Origin of the sequence: Paraburkholderia sp. GV068 (assembly GCF_003058125.1) — a bacterium.
Lineage (GTDB): Bacteria > Pseudomonadota > Gammaproteobacteria > Burkholderiales > Burkholderiaceae > Paraburkholderia > Paraburkholderia graminis.
The window spans coordinates 1-26,844 of the sequence record NZ_QBUB01000001.1 but is presented as its reverse complement, the minus strand read 5'-3'; the positions used below and the strand labels follow the sequence as shown (position 1 = coordinate 26,844).

Annotated in this window: 25 protein-coding genes and 3 tRNA genes; 20 read left to right on the top strand and 8 right to left on the bottom strand. The window is 61.5% G+C overall.

Annotation, left to right across the window (positions count from 1 at the left end; translation table 11 throughout):
* Positions 1 to 121 precede the first annotated feature (121 nt).
* Complete coding sequence (gene greB, locus C8K18_RS00140) at positions 122 to 691, bottom strand: transcription elongation factor GreB (protein WP_029967984.1); 570 nt, start codon at positions 689 to 691, stop codon at positions 122 to 124.
* A 120-nt stretch (positions 692 to 811) separates the two neighbouring features.
* On the opposite strand from greB, the gene C8K18_RS00135 reads away from it, so the two are divergent.
* A tRNA-Arg gene (locus tag C8K18_RS00135) sits at positions 812 to 888 on the top strand.
* A 68-nt stretch (positions 889 to 956) separates the two neighbouring features.
* Positions 957 to 1,033, top strand: a tRNA-Arg gene (locus C8K18_RS00130).
* A 132-nt stretch (positions 1,034 to 1,165) separates the two neighbouring features.
* Here C8K18_RS00130 and C8K18_RS00125 read toward each other — a convergent pair.
* From C8K18_RS00125 to C8K18_RS00105, 5 genes are all read right to left on the bottom strand, one after another.
* Entirely contained in the window at positions 1,166 to 1,657 is a 492-nt protein-coding gene (locus C8K18_RS00125) for a phage protein NinX family protein (protein WP_006050178.1), read from the bottom strand.
* 92 nt (positions 1,658 to 1,749) lie between these two features.
* Positions 1,750 to 4,113, bottom strand: coding sequence for a bifunctional (p)ppGpp synthetase/guanosine-3',5'-bis(diphosphate) 3'-pyrophosphohydrolase (locus tag C8K18_RS00120; protein ID WP_006050177.1), 2,364 nt, complete (start codon positions 4,111 to 4,113; stop codon positions 1,750 to 1,752).
* A gap of 129 nt (positions 4,114 to 4,242) precedes the next feature.
* Complete coding sequence (gene rpoZ / locus C8K18_RS00115; protein WP_006025620.1) at positions 4,243 to 4,446, bottom strand: DNA-directed RNA polymerase subunit omega; 204 nt, start codon at positions 4,444 to 4,446, stop codon at positions 4,243 to 4,245.
* A gap of 60 nt (positions 4,447 to 4,506) precedes the next feature.
* On the bottom strand, positions 4,507 to 5,190 hold the full coding sequence (gmk, locus tag C8K18_RS00110) for a guanylate kinase (RefSeq protein ID WP_006050176.1): 684 nt from the start codon (positions 5,188 to 5,190) through the stop codon (positions 4,507 to 4,509).
* A gap of 17 nt (positions 5,191 to 5,207) precedes the next feature.
* Positions 5,208 to 6,131 (bottom strand): YicC/YloC family endoribonuclease, encoded by a 924-nt coding sequence (locus C8K18_RS00105; RefSeq protein WP_107710705.1) that lies wholly within the window; start codon positions 6,129 to 6,131, stop codon positions 5,208 to 5,210.
* A gap of 220 nt (positions 6,132 to 6,351) precedes the next feature.
* On the opposite strand from C8K18_RS00105, the gene rph reads away from it, so the two are divergent.
* The 5 genes from rph (at position 6,352) to C8K18_RS00080 (ending at position 9,632) form a co-directional block, all read left to right on the top strand.
* Positions 6,352 to 7,092, top strand: coding sequence for a ribonuclease PH (gene rph, locus C8K18_RS00100; protein ID WP_006050174.1), 741 nt, complete (start codon positions 6,352 to 6,354; stop codon positions 7,090 to 7,092).
* Complete coding sequence (gene rdgB, locus C8K18_RS00095) at positions 7,085 to 7,732, top strand: RdgB/HAM1 family non-canonical purine NTP pyrophosphatase (protein ID WP_107710704.1); 648 nt, start codon at positions 7,085 to 7,087, stop codon at positions 7,730 to 7,732. Before rph ends, rdgB begins: the two co-directional genes overlap by 8 nt.
* A complete protein-coding gene (gene hemW, locus C8K18_RS00090; RefSeq protein WP_006050172.1) occupies positions 7,729 to 8,958 on the top strand; it encodes a radical SAM family heme chaperone HemW in 1,230 nt (409 codons plus the stop codon). Before rdgB ends, hemW begins: the two co-directional genes overlap by 4 nt.
* A gap of 55 nt (positions 8,959 to 9,013) precedes the next feature.
* Positions 9,014 to 9,103 (top strand) — tRNA-Ser (locus tag C8K18_RS00085).
* A gap of 157 nt (positions 9,104 to 9,260) precedes the next feature.
* The gene (locus C8K18_RS00080) at positions 9,261 to 9,632 is read left to right on the top strand and encodes a DUF3800 domain-containing protein (protein WP_006050171.1); all 372 of its coding nucleotides are present in this window, start codon (positions 9,261 to 9,263) and stop codon (positions 9,630 to 9,632) included.
* Positions 9,633 to 9,655: 23 nt separating this feature from the next.
* On the opposite strand, the gene C8K18_RS00075 is transcribed toward C8K18_RS00080, so the two are convergent.
* Both C8K18_RS00075 and C8K18_RS00070 read right to left on the bottom strand, forming a co-directional pair.
* Positions 9,656 to 9,886: a hypothetical protein gene (locus C8K18_RS00075; RefSeq protein WP_006050170.1), complete on the bottom strand. Its 231-nt coding sequence runs from the start codon at positions 9,884 to 9,886 to the stop codon at positions 9,656 to 9,658.
* Positions 9,887 to 10,048: 162 nt separating this feature from the next.
* On the bottom strand, positions 10,049 to 11,269 hold the full coding sequence (locus C8K18_RS00070; RefSeq protein ID WP_107710703.1) for a Bcr/CflA family multidrug efflux MFS transporter: 1,221 nt from the start codon (positions 11,267 to 11,269) through the stop codon (positions 10,049 to 10,051).
* Positions 11,270 to 11,519: 250 nt separating this feature from the next.
* Here C8K18_RS00070 and C8K18_RS00065 point away from each other — a divergent pair, with 250 nt between their 5' ends.
* The 13 genes from C8K18_RS00065 to C8K18_RS00005 all read left to right on the top strand — a co-directional run bounded on the left by C8K18_RS00065 (position 11,520) and on the right by C8K18_RS00005 (position 26,624).
* A complete protein-coding gene (locus C8K18_RS00065) occupies positions 11,520 to 12,095 on the top strand; it encodes a hypothetical protein (protein WP_107710702.1) in 576 nt (191 codons plus the stop codon).
* A gap of 166 nt (positions 12,096 to 12,261) precedes the next feature.
* The gene (hemL, locus tag C8K18_RS00060; RefSeq protein ID WP_006050167.1) at positions 12,262 to 13,545 is read left to right on the top strand and encodes a glutamate-1-semialdehyde 2,1-aminomutase; all 1,284 of its coding nucleotides are present in this window, start codon (positions 12,262 to 12,264) and stop codon (positions 13,543 to 13,545) included.
* Positions 13,546 to 13,603: 58 nt separating this feature from the next.
* Complete coding sequence (ribD, locus tag C8K18_RS00055; RefSeq protein ID WP_107710701.1) at positions 13,604 to 14,761, top strand: bifunctional diaminohydroxyphosphoribosylaminopyrimidine deaminase/5-amino-6-(5-phosphoribosylamino)uracil reductase RibD; 1,158 nt, start codon at positions 13,604 to 13,606, stop codon at positions 14,759 to 14,761.
* A gap of 15 nt (positions 14,762 to 14,776) precedes the next feature.
* On the top strand, positions 14,777 to 15,412 hold the full coding sequence (locus C8K18_RS00050) for a riboflavin synthase (RefSeq protein ID WP_107710700.1): 636 nt from the start codon (positions 14,777 to 14,779) through the stop codon (positions 15,410 to 15,412).
* Between the two features lie 746 nt (positions 15,413 to 16,158).
* Positions 16,159 to 16,536 (top strand): hypothetical protein, encoded by a 378-nt coding sequence (locus C8K18_RS00045; RefSeq protein WP_107710699.1) that lies wholly within the window; start codon positions 16,159 to 16,161, stop codon positions 16,534 to 16,536.
* Positions 16,533 to 19,025: an Hsp70 family protein gene (locus tag C8K18_RS00040; RefSeq protein WP_107710698.1), complete on the top strand. Its 2,493-nt coding sequence runs from the start codon at positions 16,533 to 16,535 to the stop codon at positions 19,023 to 19,025. Before C8K18_RS00045 ends, C8K18_RS00040 begins: the two co-directional genes overlap by 4 nt.
* Positions 19,026 to 19,028: 3 nt before the next feature.
* On the top strand, positions 19,029 to 20,465 hold the full coding sequence (locus tag C8K18_RS00035; protein WP_107710697.1) for an ATP-binding protein: 1,437 nt from the start codon (positions 19,029 to 19,031) through the stop codon (positions 20,463 to 20,465).
* A 453-nt stretch (positions 20,466 to 20,918) separates the two neighbouring features.
* Positions 20,919 to 21,332, top strand: a complete 414-nt coding sequence (locus C8K18_RS33000; protein ID WP_132384525.1) for a hypothetical protein — start codon at positions 20,919 to 20,921, stop codon at positions 21,330 to 21,332.
* Between the two features lie 80 nt (positions 21,333 to 21,412).
* Complete coding sequence (locus C8K18_RS00025) at positions 21,413 to 23,041, top strand: hypothetical protein (RefSeq protein ID WP_132384524.1); 1,629 nt, start codon at positions 21,413 to 21,415, stop codon at positions 23,039 to 23,041.
* A gap of 111 nt (positions 23,042 to 23,152) precedes the next feature.
* Positions 23,153 to 24,289, top strand: a complete 1,137-nt coding sequence (ribBA, locus tag C8K18_RS00020) for a bifunctional 3,4-dihydroxy-2-butanone-4-phosphate synthase/GTP cyclohydrolase II (protein WP_107710694.1) — start codon at positions 23,153 to 23,155, stop codon at positions 24,287 to 24,289.
* Positions 24,290 to 24,337: 48 nt separating this feature from the next.
* Entirely contained in the window at positions 24,338 to 24,844 is a 507-nt protein-coding gene (ribH, locus tag C8K18_RS00015) for a 6,7-dimethyl-8-ribityllumazine synthase (protein WP_006050161.1), read from the top strand.
* A complete protein-coding gene (nusB, locus tag C8K18_RS00010; RefSeq protein ID WP_006050160.1) occupies positions 24,841 to 25,275 on the top strand; it encodes a transcription antitermination factor NusB in 435 nt (144 codons plus the stop codon). Before ribH ends, nusB begins: the two co-directional genes overlap by 4 nt.
* Positions 25,276 to 25,427: 152 nt before the next feature.
* The gene (locus C8K18_RS00005; protein WP_053858632.1) at positions 25,428 to 26,624 is read left to right on the top strand and encodes a pyridoxal phosphate-dependent aminotransferase; all 1,197 of its coding nucleotides are present in this window, start codon (positions 25,428 to 25,430) and stop codon (positions 26,622 to 26,624) included.
* The last annotated feature ends 220 nt before the right edge of the window (positions 26,625 to 26,844 follow it).

Sequence of the window (26,844 nt, the reverse complement as noted above, 5' to 3'; positions counted from 1 at the left end):
GGCAGGCAGGACTCGCGACATGGAAGGCGCCGCTTGCGGCGCCTTTTTTATTGCCTGCGCGGAACGCCGCGCGAAGGCGATGGACGCGGCAGGCTCGAACGGACGCAGCCGGGATAGAACACTAGCCGCCGTTATCGGGCGGCGGATATTTGACGTCGAGTATGTCGATCGGCTGCGGTCCGGCAGGCGTATACAACGTCACCGTATCGCCGACCTTCGCCTTCAGCAGCGCTCGCGCGATCGGAGAAATCCAGCTCACGTGCCCGATGTCCAGATCGACTTCGTCGATACCGACGATCGTCACCGTATGCTCGTCGCCGTCTTGCGTCGCATATTCGACCGTGGCGCCGAAAAAGACCTGATCGACATTCTCCTGTTTGCTGCTGTCCACGATCTCCGCGAGATCGAGACGCTTGGTCAGAAAACGAATGCGCCGATCAATCTCGCGCAGACGACGCTTGCCGTAAATGTAATCGCCGTTCTCCGAGCGGTCGCCATTCGACGCCGCCCACGACACGAGCTTGACCACTTCCGGCCGCTCGACGTCGATCAGATGCAGCAGTTCGTCGCGCATGCGGCGGTAGCCCGCCGGCGTGATGTAGTTCTTGGTACCCGCTGGGATGTCCGGCTGGGCGACGTCGAGATCGTCGTCGTTATCTTCGCTCGACTCTTTGACAAAGGCCTTGTTCATGATGATCCATAAGCTGCAGCAAACGACTGCCTCACTAGGGTACACGATCATGGCAATGAGACAAATCGCAGTTACACGCTTCCCTTTTTTGAAACCTTTGCTATAATCTCGTTTCTGCGTGCGGCTGTAGCTCAGTTGGATAGAGTACTTGGCTACGAACCAAGGGGTCGTGGGTTCGAATCCTGCCAGCCGCACCACTTATTCGAGGGCCTTCCTCCGGGAAGGCCCTTACGTTTTACCCAATTTCGCTTTACCAGTTTCGCGTGCGGCTGTAGCTCAGTTGGATAGAGTACTTGGCTACGAACCAAGGGGTCGTGGGTTCGAATCCTGCCAGCCGCACCACTTTTCAAGGGCCTTCCAATCGGAAGGCCCTTTGTTTTTTCGACGCCGTTTTTCGACGCCGCCGTTTTACTCCGATTATTCGATTCGACCAGCCACTCGTGGCCGCGGCGCGATTCACCGCAGCCCACTTATTTACGGCCGCGGCGGCGACTGAATATCGCCGATATGTCCGTCCGGGCTCGGAACGTCTTCGAACGTATCGCCCGCCGTCGCCTCGGCAATGCGCCGCGCGCTAACGCCCATCAGCAACTGCGGTTCATGCAGCACGTCGCCGACGCTATCGCCAAACCGGCTTTCGACAAACGCCCGCAGCAGTGCCACGCGCACCGAGTCCGCGCGCCCTTCCACCGGTCCGCGACCGCCTTCAAATTCCGCGACGCACTGTGCCGGCCCCTCTTCGCTGCGCTCGCGCATTTCGATCCGACGCGCGCGCTCCAGCACGACCGCCGCGGCATCCCACGACTTGCTCGGCGTGAAGCGGCCGTCCCACGGACGACCGCGGTCGTTGCCGCGAATCGAGACGGTTTCGCCGCTGTCGGTGAACTGGATTTCGCGCACGAAGTCGTGCAGGCTGCGGGCCACCCAATAGTCGAGTGCGAGGCCCTCTAGGTCAGCTACTTTCATCAGCGTTCTCCCTGAGTTTTCAGGTCAGACTCGCCTATCGCCGGTGTGTTCCTGCAGAAGAAACGACATTTGCTTCACCAGCACGCGCCGGATCAGTAATCGGCCCGCTCGCGCTCGATCCGCATGCCGCTGCCGCCGTCATGCCGATGATGCCCGTCGTCGCTCGGCCGTTCGCGCGCAATGCGCATCACGTCGGGATTCGTGCGCACGCGGCGCATGACGTTGGCAAGATGGACGCGGTCGCTGACCTGGATCACGAAGCGCAGAACCGTGGATTCCTGCGACAGATCTTCGTCCATCGCGATGTGCACGATGTTGGCGTCCGCCGACGTAATGTCCGCGGCCACGCGGGCGAACACGCCCTTGGTGTTCTTCACCAGCACCTTCACCGCGACGTCGAAGAGACGCCCCGGCTGCGGCGCCCAGGCCACGTCGATCCAGCGCGCCGGATCGCGCCGGTGAATGCGCTGGGCAACCCGGCAATCGGTGGTGTGGATCGCCATGCCGAGGCCGATGCCGATGTAGCCCATGATGTCGTCGCCGGGAATCGGACGGCAGCACGCGGACAGTTGCACCGACATGCCCTCGGTGCCGGTAATCACGACCGGCGGCGCATGAGGCGCCGAGCCGGAATCGGAGCGCGAGTCGTCGTCGGCGTCGCGACCGCTCATCAGCACTTCGATGCGCTTGGCCATGACCGCCGCCACGCGCCGGCCGAGACCGATGTCCGCGAAGATTTCCTGGCCGTTCTTGTTGCCGGTCCACTGAACGAGCTTTTCCCATGCCTCGGGCGTCACGTCCGACAGCGCGAGACCGTAGCCCTTCAGCGCCTGATCGACGAGGCGCTCGCCAAGCTGCACCGATTCGTTCAGGCGCATCGTCTTCAGATAATGGCGAATCGCCGAGCGCGCCTTGCCGGTGCGCACGAAACCGAGCCACGCGGGATTCGGCTTCGAATACGGCGCCGTAATGACTTCGACGATATCGCCGCTCTTCAACTCCGTGCGCAGCGGCAGCAATTCGTTGTTGATCTTGACCGCGACGCACTGGTTGCCCAGGTCGCTGTGGATCGAATACGCGAAGTCGAGCGCGGTGGCGCCGCGCGGCAGCGCCATGATTTTCGACTTCGGCGTGAACACGTAGACCGCATCCGGAAACAGATCGATCTTGACGTGTTCGAGGAATTCGCTCGAATCGCCGGCTTCGCTCTGAATGTCGAGCAGCGACTTCAGCCACTGGTGCGCGCGCTTTTGCACGTCGTTGAGATCGGCGCTGCCGTTCTTGTACAGCCAGTGCGCGGCCACGCCGGCTTCGGCGATTTCGTGCATCTTGCGCGTGCGCACCTGAAACTCGATCGGCGCGCCGAACGGGCCGACGAGCGTGGTGTGCAGCGACTGATAGCCGTTCACCTTCGGAATGGCGATGTAGTCCTTGAACTTGCCCGGCACGGGCTTGTACAACGCATGCAGCGCGCCGATGCAGGTGTAGCACTCGAGCGCGCTGTCGACCACCACGCGAAAGCCGTACACATCCAGCACCTGCGAGAACGACAACTGCTTGTCGCGCATCTTCTTATAGATGCTGAAGATGGTTTTCTCGCGGCCGGTGACTTCCGCGTCGATCTTCGCGTCGGCAATGGCGCGCTGCACCGATTCCAGAATCTTGCCGACCACTTCGCGCCGGTTGCCGCGCGCGGCCTTGACGGCTTTTTCGAGCGTGGCGTACCGATGCGGATTGAAGTTCGCGAAGCTCAGGTCTTGCAGCTCGCGATACGTATTGTTCAGACCGAGCCGGTGTGCAATCGGCGCGTAAATATCGAGCGTTTCGCGCGCCACGCGGCGGCGCTTTTCCGGCGGCACCGCGCCGAGCGTGCGCATGTTGTGCAGCCGGTCGGCGAGCTTGACCAGAATCACGCGGACGTCGCGCGCCATTGCGAGCAGCATCTTGCGGAAGTTTTCCGCCTGCGCTTCCTCGCGATTGCGAAACTCCATCTTGTCGAGTTTCGACAAACCGTCGACCAGTTCAGCGACCTTCGCGCCGAAACGCTCGGCGAGCTCGGCCTTGGTCACGCCCTGGTCTTCCATCACGTCATGCAGCAGCGCGGCCATGATGGCCTGGCCGTCCAGATTCCAGCCGGCGCAGATTTCCGCGACGGCAACCGGATGCGTGATGTAAGGCTCGCCGCTCTGGCGATACTGGCCGAGGTGAGCTTCGTCGCTGAAATGGAAGGCCGCCTTGACGTCCTTGATTTCCTCCGGCTGCAGATAGCCGGACAAAGCGGACGTCAGCTTGGCAATGGAAACGACGTCATGCCGGCGCGGTTGCTCCGGCGTGGCGGTCGGGCCGAACAGATGGCGAAACGACTGTTCGAGGACCGCGTCGATGTACTTGCGTGCGGACGAAGGTGAATCGGCGTCGTGCTCCGCTTCCGTGGCGGTGGGCGGGGTGGTGCTCATGTTCGCCTCCGTAGCGGTTAGGAGTGGACGCCGGTCTGCACGTTGATGCAATCAGGTAAAGCAGGTGTGACTGGAAAACGCGCCAGAAACATGTGGCGAATCAATAATCAGAAGCGGGGAAGGCGCGCCTTAAACCGGCACCTTCTTCAGCATTTCGACACCGACCTGGCCGGCAGCGATCTCGCGCAGCGCGACGACCGTGGGCTTGTCGCGGCTTTCGATCTTCGGCGTGTGACCTTGAGCGAGCTGACGCGCGCGATAGGTCGCGGCAAGCGCGAGTTCGAAACGGTTCGGGATCTGTTTGAGACAGTCTTCGACGGTAATGCGGGCCATGTTGGGTTCCTTCTCAGTATGTTGCTTATTCTACCTTATGTGCTCGAATCGCCGCCGCGCTCAGGGGTGCGGAAGGTGAATGCCGAGTTGCACAAAAAGCTGCGTATGACGCGCGTATTGCGAGGCGAAGCGTGAACGCGTCGCGGCCACCAGACACTGCAATTCGCTGAGCGCGCGATCGAAGTTCTCGTTGATCACCACGTACTCCGCTTCGGCCGCATGCGCCATCTCGCTGCCCGCTGCGAGCAGACGTCGCGTGATGACGTTCGGCTCATCCTGACCGCGCTTTTTCAGACGCTCTTCCAGCGCTTCGAGCGACGGCGGCAAGATGAAAATCTCGACCGCGTTATGAAACTGCTTCTTCACCTGCTGCGCGCCCTGCCAGTCGATTTCGAGCAGCACGTCATGGCCGCTTTTCATCTGCTCCTCGATCCACACGCGCGAGGTGCCGTAGTAGTTGCCGTGCACTTCTGCGCTTTCGAGAAACTCGCCGGCATCATGACGCTGCATGAAATCGTCGACGGTGGTGAAGTGATAGTGCTCGCCGTCCTGCTCCTTCGGACGCGGCGGGCGCGTCGTGTACGAGATCGACAGACGGATCGCTTCGTCGCGGGCGAGCAGCGCATTCACGAGCGTCGACTTGCCGGCGCCCGAAGGCGCGACGACCATGAACAGGTTGCCGGGATATGCGCCGGCATACGGGTTGCGCGGCGCGCCGCTGTCGCGTGTGTGATGATCGGTCATGTTGTGATGCTCCCGCCTTATTCCAGATTCTGTACCTGCTCGCGCATCTGTTCGATGAGCAGCTTGAGCGTCATCGACGAATCTGCCAGTTCTTTCGCCGCCGCCTTCGAGCCGAGCGTGTTCGCTTCGCGATTCAGCTCCTGCATCATGAAGTCGAGCCGCTTGCCGACCTTGCCGCCCTTCTGGATCACGTGACGCGTTTCGTTCAGGTGAGCCGTGAGGCGCGACAGTTCTTCGGCGATGTCGATACGGATGCCGTACATCGTCACTTCCTGGCGAATCCGCTCGTTGATCTCTTCGCGCGACACGATCGTCGCGGCCGTATCCGGCGCCGCAATGCCGAGCGCTTCCTGCAAGCGCTCGACGATCTTCTGCTGATGCTTCGTAATCAACTCCGGCACGAGCGGCGTGATCTTCGTGACGATCGCTTCCATTTCCGTGACGTTGGCGAGCAGCATCGTCGCGAGTTGCGCGCCTTCGCGGGCCCGCACGTCGATCAGATCGGCAATCGCCTGCTTGCCGCACGCGAGCACCGCGTCGCGCAGCACGTCCGGTGCCACGCCCGTCTCGGCGAGCACGCCCGGCCAGCGCAGAATTTCGCCGCTGCGCAGACGGCCCGCTTCCGGAAACGTCGCGAGCACGGTGCGCTCGAGCAGCGCCAGTTGCGTCAGTGCGTCATGATTGATCGAACCCGCGTTCGCCGTCTGTTCGCTGCGCTGCAGATTGATGCGAATATCCACTTTGCCGCGCGACAGCTTGTTCATCAGCATTTCGCGCAGCGTGGGTTCGCACACACGCACGTCTTCCGGCATACGGAAGTTGAGGTCGAGAAAGCGCGAATTCACCGTGCGCAATTCGACCGACACGCTCACGCCGCCCGTGCCCGAAGCCGCGACGAGTTCGCGTGTCGCGCTCGCATAGCCAGTCATGCTGTAGATCATCGTATTTCTCGCGATGGTGGCCTTGCGTAAAAGCATGGCCGAAGAGTCGAATCGCCCGGCGTGTACGAGACGCGAGGCGGTGAACAGGCATTATCCCATTTTTGTCGATGAGACCCCTTGTAGAGCCCCGGCCGACGCGCCCAGCCGCCGGACGCATGCGCGCCCCGATCGGCTGTAAAATCCTGCTTTCCCCTCCCGCTTTCTTCCTGACCCAATCCACATGACCGACACCACTCAACGCCCCAGCGGACGCCTCGCCCATCAGTTGCGCGACGTGCGCATCACGCGCCACTACACGAAGCACGCGGAGGGCTCGGTGCTGGTCGAATTCGGCGACACCAAGGTGATCTGCACGGCGAGCATCGCCGAGACCGTGCCTTCGTTTCTGCGCGATCGCGGCCAGGGCTGGCTCACCGCCGAATACGGCATGCTGCCGCGCGCCACGCATACGCGCAGCGACCGCGAGGCCGCGCGCGGCAAACAGACCGGGCGCACGCAGGAAATCCAGCGTCTGATCGGCCGCGCGCTGCGCTCGGTGTTCGATCTCGAGAAGCTCGGCGCACGCACGCTGCATATCGACTGCGACGTGATCCAGGCCGACGGCGGCACGCGCACGGCCAGCATCACCGGCGCGTTCGTCGCCGCGCACGACGCCGTGAGCAAACTGCTGGCCGCGGGCCGCATCGAAAGCTCGCCGATCAGCGATTACGTCGCGGCCATTTCGGTCGGAGTGTACGACGGTCTGCCGGTTCTCGATCTCGATTATGACGAAGACTCGCAATGCGACACCGACATGAACGTCGTCATGACCGGCGCGGGCGGCTTCGTGGAAATTCAGGGAACCGCGGAAGGCGTACCTTTTTCGCGCGATGAAATGAACGCGCTGCTCGATCTAGCGAGCGACGGCATTGCCACGTTGATCGCGAAGCAGAAAGAAGCATTGGAGTATCGAGGTGAATGAAGTTCGTGAAGCCAACGGCGCGGCTAGTTCCAGTTCGTCGTTGAACAAGGTCGTGCTCGCGTCGAATAACGCGGGCAAGCTGCGCGAGTTCGCAGCGCTGCTCGACGCGGCCGGCATCGAGTTGATTGCTCAAGGCGCATTGGGCGTGCCGGAAGCGGAAGAGCCGCATCCCACGTTTGTAGAAAACGCTTTGACCAAGGCGCGGCATGCCGCGAAGCTCACGGGCCTGCCCGCCCTCGCCGACGATTCCGGTCTTTGCGTGCGCGCGCTGCGCGGTGCGCCGGGCGTTTATTCGGCGCGTTACGCGCAGCTAGCCGGCGGCGAGAAAAGCGACGCGGCAAATAACGCGCGGCTCGTTTCGGCATTGCAAGGCGAGAGCGATCGACGCGCGTATTACTACTGCGTTCTCGCGCTCGTGCGTCACGCGGACGACCCCGAGCCGCTGATCGCCGAAGGCCGCTGGCACGGCGAGATTCTCGATGCGCCGCGCGGCTCGAATGGCTTCGGCTACGACCCGTACTTCTTTTTGCCGTCGCTGAACGCGAGTGCCGCCGAGCTCGAGCCATCGGTGAAGAACGCCAGCAGCCATCGCGCGATTGCGTTGCGCCAACTGCTCGCGCGTCTGACGGAGGAAGCGTGATTCCGATCAAGCCGACGCCCGCCGATGTCGGCAATGGCGTCATCAAGGCATTCACGTCGCCAGGCAGCATACGGCTGACGTCGCTGCCGCCGCTTTCGCTGTATGTGCATTTTCCGTGGTGCGTGCGCAAGTGTCCGTATTGCGATTTCAACTCGCACGAATGGAAGGGCGACACGTTCCCCGAGAACGATTATCTCGATGCGTTGCGCGCCGATCTCGAGATGGCGCTGCCGCTGGTGTGGGGACGGCAGGTGCATACGGTGTTTATCGGCGGAGGCACGCCGAGCTTGCTGTCGGCGGCGGGACTCGACCGGATGCTGTCGGACATTCGCGCGCTGCTGCCGCTCGACGCCGATGCCGAGATCACGCTCGAAGCCAATCCCGGCACCTTCGAGGCCGCGAAGTTCGCTCAGTTCCGCGCGAGCGGTGTGAACCGGTTGTCGGTGGGCATTCAGAGTTTTAATGAAGCGCATCTGAAGGCGCTCGGCCGGATTCACGATTCGACGCAAGCGCGTCGTGCCGTCGAGGTGGCCGCGTCCACGTTCGATAACTTCAATCTCGATCTGATGTTCGCGCTTCCGCAGCAGACGCTTGCCGAGTGCCAGGCCGATATCGATACCGCGTTGTCGTTCGCGCCGCCGCATCTTTCGCTTTATCACTTGACGCTCGAACCGAACACGCTGTTCGCAAAGTTTCCGCCCGCCCTGCCCGACGACGATGCATCCGCCGATATGCAGGACTGGATTCAGGAACGCACGTCGGCTGCGGGATATGAGCGCTACGAAGTGTCCGCGTATGCGAAGCCACATCGGCAGAGCAAGCACAATCTGAACTACTGGCGTTTCGGCGACTATCTGGGCATTGGCGCCGGCGCGCATACGAAGCTGTCGTTTCCGAATCGCGTGCTGCGCCAGGCGCGTTATAAGCATCCGGCTACGTTTATCGAGCAGGCCAAAGCCGGCGCGGCGGTGCAGGAAGAACATGAAGTCGGACCGCGCGATCTGCCGTTCGAATTCATGCTGAATGCGCTGCGGCTGGTGGAAGGTTTTCCGGTGCATCGGTTTATCGAACGCACGGGTTTGCCGATGACGTCGATCGAGCCGGCTTTGCAGGAAGCGGAGCGCCGCAAGCTGATCACGCGCGATCACGAGAAGATTGCGCCGACGCCGCTTGGGCAAGCGTTTCTGAACGATCTACAGGCGTTGTTTCTGAAAGATCCGCAGTGAATGCGGATGGCTCGAGCGCCGCAGCGAGGTTTTTTCAGGTTACAATTTGCGGCTTGGAGGTGTGGCCGAGTGGTTTAAGGCACCGGTCTTGAAAACCGGCGAAGGAGTGATCCTTCCGTGAGTTCGAATCTCACCGCCTCCGCCAGGACTTGTCTTATACGAAACGGGCCGCCAGGCCCGTTTTTCGTTTGCGCCGATAAAAGATCTCATTGCCGAATGCATAGCGACTATATCGTTTTCGTTGACGAAAGCGGGGACCACAGCCGTACGTCTATCGACACGGATTACCCACTATTCGTGCTGTGTTTCTGCTCATCAAGAAAAGTGACTATGCAGACATCCTGGTTCCGCGGATCAAGAGGTTGAAGTTCGAGACGTTCGGCCACGATTGCGTCGTTCTGCATGAGTCCGACATTCGCCGCAAGCGCGGGGCGTTTGCCCGACTCAGCAAGGAGCCACGAGAAACGTTCCTTGAACGTTTGACCTCGATAATCGACGACTTACCCTTAACGGTGATTGGTGTCGTTATCGACAAACGTAAATTGAAGGACAGATACACCAATCCGTACAATCCTTATCACATCGGCATTCAGTACGGCCTGGAACGCGTGCGTCAATATCTGCGAATGAAGACCTCCAGCACCCGCCGATCCAACGCGCGTAGATCTGATTGAAGCCGCCTCGCGTCATCCTCGCATCAAACACTCACCGCCTCGACCCTCTCCCGCGCGTCCGCACAACGCCGGTTGAGATCGCGATGCATCAACTGACTGTCGAGCAGCGTCGATACATCGGTCAAGCCATAATCAAAGCGCAATACGTATTCGATATCCGTGTAATCGTGATAGGCGCCACTGTCGGCCAGCTTCTGCGCTTCGGCGAATGCCGCATGTTGCCGCTCGCCGTTCATCAAATCTCTGATCGCCATGATTGCCGCTCCGAGGAACAGTGACCTCATCATAGCAATGCAAATTGAAACGCAAGGTCGCGTGCGCGCAACACCTGGTGTTTTCCGCTAGATGCACGCTGCACGCCGGCGCCGCCGACACACAGCCAAAGTCAATAACACGCCGTCACCATGACGCCGCATTCAAACGACAGCCACGGGTGCCTTCGTTCCATGCCATCTGACGACCAGAATGCGGCCGACATAACACAGCGTCCCCGCCACGCCGACCACAATGCCCATGCCCTTCGGCGAGACATCGGTCCAGAGGCCGACCGCGAGACTCGACAGCGCGCCGAGCGCCAGTTGCATCGCGCCGAACACCGCGGCCGCCGCGCCCGCGTTGGCCGGATAGCGATGCATCAGATCGGTCGTGCAATTGGCCGACAGTAAACCCACCACGCCGACCACGAAGAAGAGCCCCGCTACGATCGACCACAACCCGCCCCAGCCCGTCAACGAGACGAGGCAGACGAACAGCGACGCGATGCAACTCACGGTCGCGGCAAACGAAATGATCGGCAATGACCCGAGTTGGCCGACGAGCCGCGTATTCATGAAGTTGCCGAACATGATGCCGACGATGTTCAGCGCAAACAAAAAGCCATAGTGCTGCGCCGACACGTGAAAATATTCGATGTACACAAACGGCGTCGCCGTGATGTACGCGAACATCGACGCGAACGCCATGCCGCCGCACAACATGTGTCCCCACGCGACGGGATCGCGCAACAGTCGGCCGTACGCGGCAAACGACTTGTGAAGCACCGAGTGCGCACGCTTTTCGCGCGGCCAGGTTTCCGGCACCTTGAGGAACGCGGTTATCGCGCAGACGGTGCCGAACAGCGTCAACGCGACAAACACGACGCGCCAGCCGCCAAGCAGCAGCAATTGCCCGCCAATCAGCGGCGCGAGCAACGGACCGATCGACGTGACGATGGCAAGCATCGACAACACGCGTGCCGCGTCGGTCGGACCGTACGCATCGCGCGCAATGGCGCGAGCGAGCACGGAGGCCGCGCCTGCCCCCAGCGCCTGCACGAAGCGAAAGATGACCAGCGCGCCGATCGAGAACGACAGCGTGCACGCAATGCTCGCGAGCGCATACATGATGATGCCGCCGAGCAGCACGGGCCGGCGGCCATAGGTATCCGAGAGCGGCCCATAAAGCAGCATGCCGATCGAAAAGCCGAACATGAAACTGGTGAGCGTGGTCTGCGCCGCGCTCGTGCCGATCGCAAATGCCTGCGCGATGGTGGGCAAGCTCGGCAGATACATGTCGATCGAAATCGGTCCGCAGGCGGCAAGCGCGCCGAGCAACAGAATCAGCCGGCCATCTGGCCGGCGTCCGGTGACATGAGACATGGGAATCCAGGTGAAGCGCGCGTCCTTAACGAGGCGGCGCGGTGATACGAAAGACCGGCATTGACCGGATGAATTGTACGCGACGCTTACCGCGTGTGCCGCGCCTGGCACGCGACGCGAGCAGCAACTCGCACTCGACGAAGCCTCGCGGCAAGCGTGCCGCCGATCGGTTAAGCTGCCGCGTGAACCCTTGAGCGTCGTACGAAATTCCCTCGACGCCTTCAAAACGTGACTGATCTGCAACGCTGAAATGACTGCCTTTCTGTTGATCTGGAGCCCCAAAAAATGGCCGTGGCCGGAGTTGCCCGACGTGGCGAAACGCGTCGCCGCGGGCATCGCGGTCGCCGACGTCTGGGGCTGCGGATTTGCCCGCGGCATCCTGCCTGGCGATCGCGTGTTTCTGCATCGCGTCGCGATGGAACCGAAGGGCATTTTCGGCTCGGGCTACGTGACGCGCGCGCCCTACGAGGTCCCCGATTCCGCGACGAAGCGCGGCTATCGTTTATGCATCGACTTCGTGTATGACCGGCTCGTGGATGCGCATCAGAACGTGGTGATTCCTCGCGACATGTTGCGCGTACATCCATTCTCAGTGCAGACGTGGGACGCGCAAAGTTCCGGCACAGTCATCAAACCCATCGCCGAAGGAGCGCTGGAAAAGCGCTGGGCCGAACTCACGGGAAAGCGCAAGCCGCCTGCACTCGACGCGCCATCCGGTCCAGTGCGTTCGAGCAAGACGACGGCGCACGCTGCGCACGCGAAGCTAGCCGGCGCCAACGCGCCGCCTGCCAGGACGCCGGCCCGCAAGCGCCCGTCGCAGCGCTGAGAGTGCGCCTGAACGCCGCGCCCGCGCGCAAAAGCCGCGCAAAGTCCGCACAGCCGCCCAAAGCCTTCAGACACCGACTCCGGTACAATTTCCTCACCTACTCCGGCGCCGCGCGACTCGCCCGCAAGCAAACCGCGCCGCCGCGCAACCCAATCCAGTCATCGCCATGTCCAAAAATCAAACCCTTTTCGAGCGCGCGCAACGCACCATTCCCGGCGGCGTGAATTCGCCGGTCCGGGCATTCCGCTCCGTCGGCGGCACGCCGCGCTTCATCGAACGCGCGCAAGGGCCTTACTTCTGGGACGCCGACGGCCAGCGTTATATCGACTACATCGGCTCCTGGGGCCCGATGATCCTCGGTCATGTTCACCCGGAAGTGCTCGAAGCCGTGCAGCGCGTGCTGGCCAATGGCTTCTCGTTCGGCGCGCCCACCGAATCGGAAATCGAAATCGCCGAGGAAATCTGCAAGCTCGTGCCGTCGATCGAACAGGTGCGCATGGTGTCGAGCGGCACCGAGGCAACCATGAGCGCACTGCGTCTCGCGCGCGGCTTCACGAATCGCAGCCGCATCGTCAAATTCGAAGGCTGCTATCACGGCCACGCGGACAGCCTGCTCGTGAAAGCCGGCTCGGGCCTTTTGACGTTCGGCAATCCGACGTCGGCGGGCGTGCCGGTCGACATCGCGAAGCACACCACGGTTCTCGAATACAACAACGTCGCGGCGCTCGAAGAAGCGTTCAAGGCGTTCGGCAACGAAATCGCGTCGGTGATCGTCGAGCCGGTCGCGGGCAACATGAACCTCGTGCGCGCGACGCCCGAGTTCCTGCAAGCATTGCGGCGCCTGTGCACAGAGTACGGCTCGGTGCTGATTTTCGATGAAGTGATGTGCGGCTTTCGTGTCGCGCTCGGCGGTGCGCAACAGGTCTACGGCATCACGCCGGACCTGACGTGCCTCGGCAAAGTGATCGGCGGCGGCATGCCGGCGGCGGCCTTCGGCGGACGGCGCGACATCATGGCTCACCTCGCGCCGCTCGGCGGCGTCTATCAGGCGGGCACCTTGTCGGGCAATCCGATCGCGGTGGCCGCGGGCCTGAAAACGCTGCAACTGATCCAGGCGCCCGGCTTCTACGACACGCTCGCCGCGCGCACTGCCCGTCTCGCGCAAGGTCTGACGAAAGTCGCGCGCGAAGCCAACGTGCCGTTCGCGGCGGATTCGCTCGGCGGCATGTTCGGGCTTTACTTCACCGAGTCCATTCCGACGAGCTTCGCCGAAGTCACGAAGAGCGACGTGCCGCGCTTTAACGCGTTCTTCCACAAGATGCTCGACGCGGGCGTCTACTTCGCGCCGTCCGCGTATGAGGCGGGCTTCGTTTCGATTGCTCACGACGACGCTATCGTCGACGCCACGATCGAAGCGGCGCGTGGCGCATTTGCGTCGCTGACTGCCTGAGCTGAACGTACTGACCACACACGCCACCGCCCCGTCACCCGCACTCAACCAGGCACCGATGTTCTCGCAAACCGACTTCGTCCACATGGAACGTGCGCTCGCGCTGGCCAGGCGCGGCATGTACACGACCGACCCGAATCCGCGCGTGGGTTGCGTGATCGTCAAGAACGGCGAAGTCATCGGCGAAGGATTCACTCAGCCGGCCGGCCAGGACCACGCTGAAATCCGCGCGATGAAAGACGCGCGTTCGCGCGGTCACGATCTGCGCGGCGCGACCGCTTACGTCACGCTCGAGCCGTGCAGCCATTTTGGCCGCACGCCGCCTTGCGCGAACGCACTGATCGAAGCACAGGTCGCGCGCGTGGTCGCCGCGATGGAAGACCCGAATCCGCAGGTGTCGGGACGCGGCCTCGCGATTTTGCGCGATGCGGGCATCGAGGTGCGCTGCGGCCTGCTCGCGAACGAAGCGCATGAGCTGAACATCGGCTTCGTGTCGCGCATGACGCGCGGCCGGCCGTGGGTGCGCATGAAAGTGGCGGCCTCGCTCGACGGCCGCACCGGCTTGCCTTCCGGCGTCAGCCAGTGGATCACCGGCGAAGCGGCGCGTGCCGACGGCCATGCATGGCGTGCGCGAGCATCGGCGATTCTGACCGGCATCGGCACCGTCAGGGAAGACGATCCGCGCATGACGGTGCGCGCCGTCGACACGCCCCGCCAGCCGCAACGCGTGCTGATCGACAGTCAGCTGGAGGTGTCGCCGCACGCGCAGATTCTCGCCGGCGCGCCGACGCTGATTTTCTGCGGCAACCTGGATGAACGGCATCGCGAACGCGCAGAGGCGCTGCGCGAGCGCGGCGCGGAGATCGTCCAGATGGCCAACGCAGCCGGCAAGGTCGATCTGCCCGGCATGCTGAAAGTGCTTGGCGAGCGCCAGGTGAACGAACTGCACGTCGAGGCGGGCTACAAGCTGAACGGCTCGCTGCTGCGCGAAGGCTGCGTCGACGAACTGCTCGTGTATCTCGCGCCGAGCCTGCTCGGCATCGACTCCATGAGCATGTTCAATCTGGGCGCGCCCGAAACACTCGAAGGCCGCGTCAAGCTGGCGTTTCACAACGTCGAGCGGATCGGCGAGGACCTGCGGATTCTCGCGCGCCTCGTGGCCGCCGGCGCCACGGCAAGCGACACCGACGCCGCGTCCCCACCCGTTTCGTTTTGATCGAGGATTAGTACGATGTTCACAGGAATCGTCGCGGCAGTGGGCCGCATCGAGTCAGTCAAGCCGCTCGGCACGAACGGCGACGCGGGCGTGCGTCTGAGCGTGGAAGCCGGCGGCCTGGACCTCGCCGACGTGCAGCTCGGCGACAGCATCACCATTCAGGGCGCGTGCATGACCGTGGTCGCGAAAACCGACCATTCGTTCGAAGTGGACGTGTCGCGCGAAAGCCTGAACTGCACGGCGGGCCTCGGCGAAATCGGCGAAGTGAACCTCGAAAAGGCGCTGCGCGCGCATGACCGGCTGGGCGGCCACATCGTCTCCGGCCACGTGGACGGCCTGGGCACGGTCACCCACTTCGCGCCGGTCGGCGAATCTCACGAACTGCGCGTGCTGGCGCCGCGCGAGATCGGCCGCTATCTGGCGTACAAGGGTTCTATCACTGTCAACGGCGTGAGCCTGACCGTCAACTCGGTTAAAGATCGCGACGATGGCTGCGAGTTCTCGATCAATCTCATTCCCCACACGGTGGAAGTTACCGCGCTCAAGCATCTGCGTGAAGGTACGCCGGTGAATCTGGAAATCGATCTGATTGCGCGGTATGTGGAGCGGATGTTGAACGCGCCTCGGGACGGCTATCAGCCGTCGGAATGATTTGAGGTCGGCGAATCTGGCGCTTATCACCGTCTCACTGAGACCCGCCACGGCTACGATTATGTGACGATATCTGTGACGGTACACTGCCGTTTTCTGCGGTTCGTATACCGTCACTCCTTGGGGAGAACGCCGCCTCAAATCCGGAACCTTCGGATTCTCTGAATGCCATCTGCCTCGAGCGAACGAGCGGAATGCTCGCAACTGCGAAATTCAAATCTGACCTAAGCCGGCCAATTGTGTTGAAAAAGCAAACCGCGGGTACCGTGGCTAATTCGACAAGCTGAATAAGCGGACCCATTCGCGCCATCAGAAAAAATCTACTTTCCCATTTAATGTTTGCTCGCTACCAGCAGGTGGCGGAATGACTGGCCGCAAACAAGAAACTGATAGCACCTTTACAGATTGCTACAGAATTGCGGTCAACCGCAGATAAGATCCCTCTTCAGATCGACAGAGCTACGAACGGGACACTGGGTCGACCCTTCTATCCCGAAGCCATGAAGACTAAGCCAATTCTTGTTTCGTCTTAAAGCGCAATCGATAGAGCAGATTGCGAGCTTCTACGCGTTTCACGGCTCGTCAAAACGGAGGTGCGAGGGATACCGTCCTCGCGCGGGTATTAATTCGCTCAGAAGCCAGTGCCCAGATAGAGGGCGCGATTCTGGCAACAATGATTAACAAAAATTGTATGCACGAGCAGGCTGCGACTCTCCGCGGCGCCGGCTTTCTGCTGCGGGGACGATATGGACACTGAGATCGAAAGCGCGACGGTCGATGGGCGGCAACCACTGATCGACATCGCTGTAGAGAGTTGGCGATTCGCAAAAATCTTTGCCAAGGTTCTCACAAAACTGGATGCCGGCGAGGCCGGTAGATATGTCAATCAGCTTCGCTACTTCCAGAAGAGGCTCGACGACAGCCTCCAGGTGGCTGGGCTACGCCTTGTGAATCTTGAGGGCCAGGACTACGACCTTGGAATGGCCGCCTCCGCGCTCAACATCGGCGACTACGGCACGGATGAACATCTTTACGTCGAACAGATGGTCGAGCCGATCCTCATGGGCGCCAACGGCGTCGTCAAAGCAGGAACCATGTTGCTCGCGAGCAGGAGCCGCATATGAAGCATTACGTCGGAATCGATCTCGGCACGACCAACAGCGCGATCACCACCTACGACGGCGAGAACGTAAGGCTTTACAAAAGCCCCGAGCAAAATGACGTGACGCCTTCGGCGATCTTTGTCGACAAGCGCGGCAATAGATATTTCGGCCAACGAGCGTACGAAAATGCAGCGCGCAGTCCCGACAACGCGGCAAAGCTTTTCAAACGCCTGATGGGGACAAGCACGCCGATCAACCTGTCGGCGGTTGGACTGGTCACGACGCCCGAAGATTGCTCCGCGCAGATTCTGCGCGTGCTATTCGGCTATCTCCCGGAGGAGGTTCGAAACGACCCGGACACGGGAACCGTCATCACGGTGCCAGCGGCGTTCAACCAGATGCAGAAAGATGCGACGCTGGCGGCAGCGGAATCCGCAGGGCTTGGCAAAGTCGCACTAATGCAGGAGCCGGTAGCCGCTGTGATGAGCGTGATGCGTCAACGCAAGTCTGACGGCATCTTCCTCGTGTTTGATTTGGGCGGCGGCACGCTGGATATCGCCATAGCGGAAAGCATTAACGGCCGCGTCAGCCTGCTGGCGCATGGCGGCGTCGCGATGTGCGGCGGACGCGATTTCGATCGTGCTCTCATGGACAACATCGTAAAGCCGTGGTTGGTGAAGAAGTTCGACCTGCCGGATAACTTTTCGCTGGACAGCCGATATAGCGCGTTACGCCACATGGCAGAGTGGGCAACCGAGCGGGCGAAGATCGAGCTTTCGGCCAGGGACGAGGCAATCATCAGCCTCGACGACAGTGAGCTACGCATCAGGGATAGTTCGGAGGCCGATATCTATTTGGACATTCCCGTCACCCGCGCCGAATATGACGATCTGATCGCCGATAAACTCGAAGAGGCGATCCAGGCCGCACGGGATACGCTCGACAAGGCAGGACTCACCGCACACGACGTGGGACGCGTGGTATTCGTGGGCGGACCAACCCAATACAAGCCGCTGCGCGACAAGGTTGCGTTTGAGCTGGGTATCGCCGCATCGACGGATGTCAATCCGATGACTGCGGTGTCGGAGGGTGCGGCGGTTTTCGCAGAATCCATTGATTGGACGAGCCACAGTCGAGGACGCAAGAGCGGACGTGGAGAACTCGCATCCGGCGGCGGTTTGAACCTCACTTTCAACTACGTTGCGCGTACGCCGGACACGAAGGCGCGCGTCGTCGCGAAGGCTGCGGGCCAAGTCGTCGCCGGCGCAGCATTCCAGATCGACAGCCTCGACACTGGATGGTCATCTGGAAGAGTCGAGCTCAGGGACGGCGCTAACCTCGAGGTGCCTCTGGCCAAGCCCGGCGAGAATGTTTTCAAGGTCTTCGTTTTCGATGGAGCCGGAGGGCACATCACGCTGCCGCAAGACAAGATCGTCATCTCGCGCACGGCCGCGCAAATCGACGCCATTCCCGCGTCGCATTCTATCGGGGTTGAGGCACGCGAGAAGCTTGGCGGGCGCATGATCATGGCGTATCTCGTGCGCGAGGGCGATCATCTTCCGAAGAAGGGAAAAGTCACGTTCCGCGCGGACGAGTCGCTACGAGCCGGAGCTCCGGGTTCTATCAAGTTCAAGCTGTTCGAAGGCTCGATCGACGAGCCTCCCACGGACAACCGCTTCATAGGGCTTTTCGAAATACGGGGCGCCGATTTCTCTGACGGCGTTATCGTCAAAGGCGCGGAGTTGCTCGTCGACTACGAGGCACATGACTCCGGAGCGATCGTGCTCGATGTCATGGTCCCGTCCATCGGCGCCAACTTCAACAGCGGCCGCAATTTCTATTCGCGCCAGGACGGACAGATCGATTACTCCAACGCCGCGAAACTGATTGAGGACGACGCGGAAAAAGTGGAATCTCGCATCGAGGCCATTACGAAAAAAATCAACGATCCTCAACTCGACCGCGCGCGAGTGAAGCTTCAAAACGCGAAAACCAACGCGGCAAAGGGTGATCCTGAATCCGCCAAGCAAGCGATGGACGACGTGCAGGAAGCGAAGAAGCTGTTGGCTCTTACACGCAAAGCAAACTTGCGGGACATCCGCACGATGGACCTCGAGAGTTGCGTGTCGACCTTCGATGAAAGAGTCAGACAGCATGCACGGCCCGCAGAGAAATCTGCGTTCGACAACCTCGCGATCACCGCGCGGCGCGCCATCGCCAACAACAGCGGCGACTTCGAATCGCACTTGCGCGAGATGCGCGGAAAGAACTGGGACATTCTCGCCCGCCAGGACTGGTTCATCATCGACCGATTCAAGTGGCTAGCGAGATCGCCGCACTTTTTCCACAATGCCGGAGAGCATCAGCAACTCGCGTTGGCGGGCATGGCCGCTCTCGAGAAGAACGATGTCGAGCAGTTGCGAAACATCGTTGACCATTTGGACTCGATTCGCATCAGCCTGGGTGGGGACGATCAGATGCTGACCGGTTCAAACATTCTTCTCGGGTAGGCTATGACGATAGAAGCCTGGCTGCCGATCGGCCACGAATTGCCTGACGGAGCGCGCTGTGGAAAACCGCTCCACGGTGGAAATGGCTGGCAAATCGTCACGACTGCTGGTGGCGGCCGAGCGCTTATCGCCGACGAACCTCTCCATTCCAGGTGGGTCGCCTCGCGGCTTATTGACGGCTCCGCATTGAAGCCTCTGTCGTTCGGCTCCGCCAGGCTTCATGCGCTCTCGAGTGCTCCGAGCAAGATGTTGGCCCCGATCAACGAGTGCCGATCGCCAAACAACAAATCCGAGGCTCTGAGCTTCGCCCTGGCGCTAAAAGCGACGCGCGAAGCGGATGCCGAGTCACCGTTGCAAGATGCGATTTACGTCGAACCCATCAGTAGGCTGCTGCCCACCTACGCGATTACATCGCGCGTCGATGACGATGTGGTCCTCGGGTATTGGCTTACGGGGGGCGCGAGGGTGTCAGCCAAAGCTGGCCGGCGCTTATCGCAGATGCTCAGCTGGATGGGTTCGGCGAACGTAACCGATGTGGTGTCGGCATCTGGCGTGGTGGGGCTAGCCAGGCTGGCGCAGGACCACGAGGAGCAAGCCGATTTTCTCGAGGCGGAGATTGCCGATCAAAGCCCGAAGCCCAGTGGCAATAGGCCCATCGACTCGGATACACCGTTTTCCTTGCCCGGGCGGCCAATGCTTGAAGAGTTCTTCAACGAGCACATCATCGACATCGTGAGAAACGAGGAGCGATACGCAGCCTTGGGGGTCGGCTTTCCATCGGCCATCGCTCTGCATGGACCGCCTGGCTGCGGAAAGACATTCGCGATCGAGCAGCTCGTAGAGTTTCTGGGGTGGCCGTCTTTCCAGATCGATGCATCGAGCGTTGCAAGCCCATACATTCACGAGACCAGCAAAAAGATCGCGGAGATCTTTGACAAGGCGATGAGGAGCGCTCCTTCCATGCTAATCATCGACGAGATGGAGTCTTTCCTCGCCGACCGGGAGGCGGGGTCTGGCGGAAGCCATCATCGCGTCGAGGAGGTCGCAGAGTTCCTGCGGCGAATCCCCGAGGCAGGGAAGAACCATGTCCTTGTCGTAGGTATGACGAACCGGATCGAGATGATCGATGCGGCCATCATGCGGCGTGGGCGCTTCGACCACGTGATCGAAGTTCCGCCCGCCACCGAGGAAGAAGTGTCTGCACTGCTCGACAAGCTTCTATGCGATCTTCCGAAGGACTCTGGCGTGGATCACGCCCCTCTCGCGAAACGCCTGGCAGGCAGGCCACTGTCTGACGTCGCGTTCGTCGTTCGTGAGGGTGCCCGACTTTCGGCACGTGCGGGCAAATCGAAGATTGATCAGGCGTTCTTGCTTTCGGCCTTGGATAGCGCGCCGTCACGCGCAGACCAGGGCCAAGGTCGGCACATCGGTTTTGTATAAGGTGGTGTGGGAATGAGCACAAACGGAACAAAGGACAAAGTGCGCGGGTTCGCAGGCTTGGCGGATTTGGCGCCTCCGCCTCCGTCCTCTCCGCCGCGCCCCGCCGCGCCGCCCGCGTCGAATGGCCAGAAGCGGGAACGGTCGGCATTCAAGTCACAGCCCGAGACGCAGAGCGATCCTGAAAACACAAACGATGTTAGCAAGGCGCTATGCATCATCGGTGCAGTCGTGCTCGCCGCCTTTCTGATCTACTCGGCAAACAACGTTGGGTCGGCGCCAGACTCTTCCTCTTCCGCATCCGCATCCGCATACGCGTATCAGCCGCCGGCTTCGCCTCCGATAGCGCCCGCATACGCGCCCCCTACTCCCGCTGCTGAGTCCACACCCGTGCCCGCCCCGCCCTACACTCCCGAGCGAGTTGCAGAGTCGCTCCCTCCGCAAGGTGCCGGCCTGTTGTTCAACGATTCGCAGATAGGCTACTGCATCGCGCAAAAAATCCGTTTGGAAACCTGGAGAAGCCTGACACAGGTGACAAATAGTCTTGACGTCGGCCGGTTTAACGCACAAGTCAACGACTTTAACTCGCGCTGCTCAAGTTACAGATATCGACAAGGTGCACAAACACGCGTAGCTGGCGAAATGGAAAACGAGCGCTCTCGCATCGAAAGCATGGCACGCGCAAGCTGGCTCGCAGCTATGCCATCCGCGCCGGCCCCGACCTATATTCCCGACTTGACCAGCCGCTACGACACGCCGGCTCCCGTGTATCCGCCCATTGCCCCAACTCCTTCGACATCCGGCGACGACAGCGAAGGCGGCGATGGCAGCGGCAACAATGGCGAAGACAGCGGAAACGCAAACGAATAATCAAAAAAATAACAGCACAGATCATCATGAGTACATCACCCGACACGGACTGGCAGGACGCACGCCCAAGGGCCATAAGCATGACAAACATGCACGCTAATTCGTTTTGGGTGATCGGAGCGACTACTCGAGACGACCGGCGGAAGATTGTCGAGCTCGAGGAGGCGAAGTCTTTGGAATCAGCGGGCGACGAGGCACAAAAAGCACGTGCAGCATTGACCAATCCCAAAGGCCGCCTCGCGCAAGAAGTCTCGTGGCTCCCTGGCGTCGCACCAAAAAAAGCATCGCAAGCTGTAGCGTCGATTGAGAAGCGCGGTCTGGCGGTTGCGTATGACGAAGGCCTCCCGCCGCTTGCGCGAGCGAATCTAACGGCGGCAGCGTTCGAACTCGCTCAGGATGTGGTCCCGCACCAAATGGCCGCGTTTGTAATCAAGCTGGCCGAACTCGTCGATGCGATCGATCTAGCAACAACGATGCTCGATATCAACGAAGATCGCGCGGTCGCAGGATTTCCGGAGGTGTTAGACGAAGCCGCCGTGGAAGCGGAACTCGGCGACCGTCGCAGCGCGTACAAGTCGGCAATCAAAGGTGCACTTGACCGCATGGAGTCAGCGCACCTGGTCGAATCGATGCTGCTGATGGTCCGCCAGGCGACAGACGAAGGCAGGAGGCCGGCCCCGGCATTGATCGATGACCTGGTCGACACCTACGCGCTGGAAGTTGAGCCGATTCTTTCTTCACGCGCCGAGAGAATCGCTTTGGAAATCCAGAACGCGATCGGGTTCGCTCCGCAAGGAAAAGCCAAGGTCAGCGTTGCGATCAACACTATTGAGGAGATGAGCCGTGTCTGGTGCACGATCGCGAAGCCCATTCAATTAAGCGCGAAGGCGCGCGGCACGACCGATCAATCCAGCTTCCGGTTGGGCGCAAAGATCCGGTCATTAGGGATCACGCTCAACAACGATCACAACATGATTGAATTGGCAGAGCGCACGACCGCATTGGTGCGGGAGCTGTTTGCCGATTTGCCCGAGCTCGCTGAAATCGCTGACCTTGATGCAAAAAAACTCCTGAAGCTCAAACAAAGTGCGATCGATGCAACACAGAGAGACGATCAATGGGCGAGTTCCATCACTTTCCGCTCGGAAGTTGGCATCCTCTTCAAGGACGAACTTGCCATCAGCCCGGAGGGAGTCAAATGGAAGGGACGGACATACCCGCTTTCCTGGATAACCGCGGTGCGCTGGGGCGGAGTCCGCCAATCGGTCAACGGCATACCGGCAGGGACCGACTACACAATCGGCATCGGCACGCAGATCGGCTCGATGGTCATCCAGTTGAAAAAAGAAGCGACCTATACGAAGTTCCTCGACTGCCTGTGGCGTGCGGTCTGTGTTCGCCTTATTGTCGAGATGACCCAGGCACTCAAAGCAGGCAAGACGCTATCTTTCGGCAGCATTGAAATAAGCGACACGCACGCGTACCTCGTGCGTTCGAAGCTGTTTGGCTCCGGTGACCCAGTGAAGCTCGATTGGAGCCATGTCCACATCTGGTCGGACAACGGTAAAGTCGTCATGGGCTCGCGCAACGACAAAAAAGTGTCCGGTACCGCTTCATACATCGATCATTGGAACGCGCATATTTTGGAGCATGTTGTGCGCGGCGCTTTCAAAAAGGGCGTCGGAAAACTGAGCGACTACTTGACCTGACACCATGTTCCCCCGACCGGCCAGTCGGCCAAACGGCCTATGCCATCCGGCGGAGGCGACTTGGGACCGCGCGTGGCGTAAAATACGCGCTTTCCCGAAAAACTCGCCACCATGACGCTCGCCTCCACTCCAGAGATCATCGCCGAACTCAAAGCCGGCCGTATGGTGATCCTCGTCGACGAAGAAGACCGCGAAAACGAGGGCGACCTCGTGCTCTCCGCTGAATTCGTCACGCCGGAAGCGATCAATTTCATGGCCCGCTACGGCCGCGGCCTGATCTGTCTGACGCTCACGCAGGAACGCTGCAAGTCGCTCAATCTGCCGCTCATGACGTATCGCAACGGCACGCAGTACGGCACCGCGTTCACCGTGAGCATCGAGGCGGCGGAAGGCGTCACGACGGGCATTTCGGCCGCCGACCGCGCCCGCACCATCGCCGCGGCCGTCGCGCCGGACGCGAAGGCCGAGCACATCGTGCAGCCGGGCCACGTGTTCCCGATCATGGCCCAGCCAGGCGGCGTGCTGGTGCGCGCGGGCCACACCGAAGCTGGCTGCGACCTGACCGCGCTGGCCGGTCTCACGCCGGCCGCCGTGATCTGCGAAGTCATTAACGACGACGGCACGATGGCGCGCCTGCCCGACCTGATGGAGTTCGCAAAACAGCACAACCTGAAAGTCGGAACGATCGCGGATCTGATTCACTATCGCAGCCGCACGGAGTCGATCGTCGAGCGCATTTGCGAGCGCACCATGCAGACGGCGCACGGCGCGTTTCGCGCGGTCATGTATCTGGACCAGCCGAGCGGCCAGCCGCACATCGCGCTCGTACGCGGCACGCCGACGCCCGAGCAGAACACGCCTGTGCGAGTGCATGAGCCGCTTTCGGTGCTCGATCTCCTCGAAGTCGGCGAATCCACGCATTCCTGGACACTCGACGCGGCCATGAAAGAGATCGCCTCGCGCGAACTCGGCGTGATCGTGCTACTCAATTGCGGCGACTCGAAAGAGCATTTGATCGACGTGTTCAAGGCGTTCGATTCGAAGGAAAAAGCAGACGCGCTCAAGCGGCGGCCAGTCGACTTCAAGACATACGGCATCGGCGCGCAGATTTTGCGCGAGCTCGGCGTCGGCAAGATGCAGGTGCTGTCGAACCCGCGCAAGCTGGGCAGCATGTCGGGGTACGGTCTCGAAGTCACCGGTTTCGTACCCATGCCCGGCGGTATCGCAGAGACTCCGCAACAAGGCTGATCCGGCCACTTACGCGCCTCGCGCCCACTCAAACACTACGGAATTCACATGGAAATCGGACAATACCAACCGAACCTCGACGGCGACGGACTGCGCATCGGCATCGTCCAGGCGCGTTTTAACGAACCGGTCTGCAACGGCCTCGCGGACTCGTGCATCGAGGAACTGGAGCGCCTCGGCGTGACGGGCGAAGACGTGCTGCTCGTCACGGTGCCTGGCGCGCTCGAAATCCCGCTCGCGCTTCAGAAGCTCGCCGAAAGCGCGCAATTCGACGCGCTGATCGCGCTCGGCGCGGTCATTCGCGGCGAGACGTATCACTTCGAACTGGTGTCGAACGAAAGCGGCGCGGGCATCACCCGCATCGGCCTCGACTTCGGCATCCCCGTGGCCAATGCCGTGCTGACCACGGAAAACGACGAACAGGCGGTCGCCCGCATGACCGAAAAGGGCCGTGACGCGGCGCGCGTCGCCGTCGAAATGGCGAATCTGGCGGTCGCGCTCGAACAGTTGGGCGGCGACGACGAAGAAGAAGACGAAGAAGAGGAAGAGGCATGAAGAGCGCACGCCGACGCTCCCGCGAACTGGCCACGCAGGGGCTTTATCAGTGGCTGCTGTCGGGTTCGCCCGGCGGTGAGATCGACGCGCAACTGCGCGGCGCGCAGGGCTTCGACAAAGCGGACCATGAGCATCTGGACGCGATTCTGCACGGCGTGATCCGCGATTCGGAGGCGCTGTCGGCCGACATCGCTCCGTGTCTCGACCGTCCGATCGAGCAGTTGTCACCGGTCGAACGCGCGGTGCTGCTGGTCGCCGCATTCGAGCTGAAGAATCACGTCGACATTCCTTATCGCGTGGTGATCAACGAAGCCGTCGAGCTCGCCAAGACGTTTGGCGGCGTGGACGGCTACAAGTACGTGAACGGCGTGCTGGACAAGCTGGCTGCCAAGCTGCGCGCGGCGGAGATCGAAGCGGCTCGCAAGCGCTAGGCGTCGGAATGCGGCGGGCTTAGGTGCGCAACGCCGCTGCCGCAGCCGCGCATCGGCCGGATTGGAACGAATCGCTGTAAGGACGCCGCCGTGCGCATGTGTCAACGCGCGAGGCGCCGTCCGGTTTCTGCTTTTGAACTGGATTTAATCGAATGAACTCCGTGACCGAACCTCTTATGCGGCTCGCCGCACGCGTCGACTCCATTCAGCCTTTCTATGTGATGGAGCTGGCCAAAGAGGCCGCGCTTCTCGAGCGCGAGGGGCGCGACATCATTCACATGGGGATCGGCGAACCGGACTTCACCGCGCCGGAACCGGTCATCGAGGCAGCCGCGAACGCGCTGCGCCGCGGCGTCACGCAATACACCAGCGCGCTCGGCCTGCACACACTGCGTGAAGCGATTTCGGCGCACTACGCGGAGGTCTACGGCGTCAACGTCGATCCTGCGCGAATCGTGGTGACCGCGGGCGCGTCGGCGGCGTTGCTGCTGGCGTGCGCGGCCCTGGTCGACCGCGACGACGAAGTGCTGATGCCCGACCCCTGCTACCCGTGCAACCGCCATTTCGTGATCGCCGCCGAAGGCAAGCCGGTGATGGTGCCGAGCGGCCCTGCCGAACGCTTCCAGTTGACCGCCGCCGACGTCGAACGGCTCTGGAACGAGCGCACACGCGGCGTGCTGCTCGCGTCGCCGTCCAATCCGACCGGCACGTCGATCGAACCGGCCGAACTCGAGCGCATTGTCAAAGCGGTGCGCTCGCGCGGCGGCTTCACGATCGTCGACGAAATCTACCAGGGCTTGAGCTACGACGCGAAGCCAATCTCCGCGCTGTCATACGGCGAGGATGTGATCACCGTCAACAGCTTCTCCAAGTACTTCAACATGACAGGCTGGCGCCTCGGCTGGCTCGTGGTCCCGCCGGGCATGGTGAGCGCGTTCGAGAAGTTGGCGCAGAACCTTTTCATCTGCGCGTCGGCGTTGGCGCAGCACGCGGCGCTCGCGTGCTTCGAACCGCAAACCATCGCGACTTACGAAGCGCGCCGTCTCGAGTTCAAGCGACGCCGCGATTTCATCGCGCCGGCCTTGCAATCGCTCGGCTTCACGGTGCCGGTCATGCCCGACGGCGCGTTCTACGTGTACGCCGACTGCGGGACCGTCAATCACCCTGCCGCCGGCGACAGTTCGGCGCTCACCAAGGCGATGCTGCACGACGCAGGCGTCGTGCTGGTGCCGGGGATGGACTTCGGCACCCATGCGCCGAAGCAATATATCCGGCTGTCGTATGCGACCGCGTATCCGAAGCTCGAGGAAGCGGTCGAGCGCCTTGCGGGGCTTTTTGGGCGAAAGTAGCGAGATGCGGCGGCTGATGTAGGCGCGTCGGTCGCGTAGTTGCGAGGTCAGTGGCAGCAGCCATCTAACCGCCAACCCCACAACCAGCCCTCCAAACGCAAAAAAGGACACTCGCAAGTGTCCTTTCAGACTGCTGACAAAGTACCCCCCAAAGCCTGGCCACGCGCCGGGCTTTGTCGTTTAATGGGCGTCATGCTCAGGAAACCGACACCCATGCAGC